We start from the raw sequence: 331 nt of genomic DNA, 5'->3' as shown, positions 1-331 counted from the left end.
ACGACGCTCTTCCGATCTCGTCTCTGGCACCTGCGACACCATCCCGCCTGGACTGTCGAAATCAATGATGATCGCTGATGCGTTGCTGTCATTTGCAGCTTGAGCGAACGCCTTCTGAAACATCTCCAGTGATGCTCCACCAGACATTCGTGCCATCATTCCTCCACGCGGCATAATGGTGCCATGTAGGCGCAGCACGTGGATAGTTCCCTTCCGACCTGCAACGGGATCCATCGCGTAAACTGGTGCTTGCGGGGCGCCAGCCCACTCAGTTTCCATTCCGGTGGCCCGAAGCGAAAGAAATGCAATGATTTCCTCTGCCTTCTGAGGC

General features: G+C 55.9%; 1 protein-coding gene. It reads right to left on the bottom strand.

Annotated features, from left to right (window positions below; genetic code table 11):
* Nucleotides 1-279, bottom strand: a 279-nt coding sequence (locus Q5L94_RS13515) for a hypothetical protein (RefSeq protein ID WP_317498880.1), incomplete at its 3' end; no start/stop codon positions are given.
* Between the last annotated feature and the right edge of the window lie 52 nt (nucleotides 280-331).

The sequence above is a fragment of the Idiomarina sp. Sol25 genome, from assembly GCF_033052775.1.
In the GTDB taxonomy this organism is placed as follows: Bacteria; Pseudomonadota; Gammaproteobacteria; order Enterobacterales; family Alteromonadaceae; genus Idiomarina.
The sequence above is the reverse complement of the archived record's forward strand: the minus strand, read 5'-3'. Positions and strand labels throughout refer to the sequence as shown.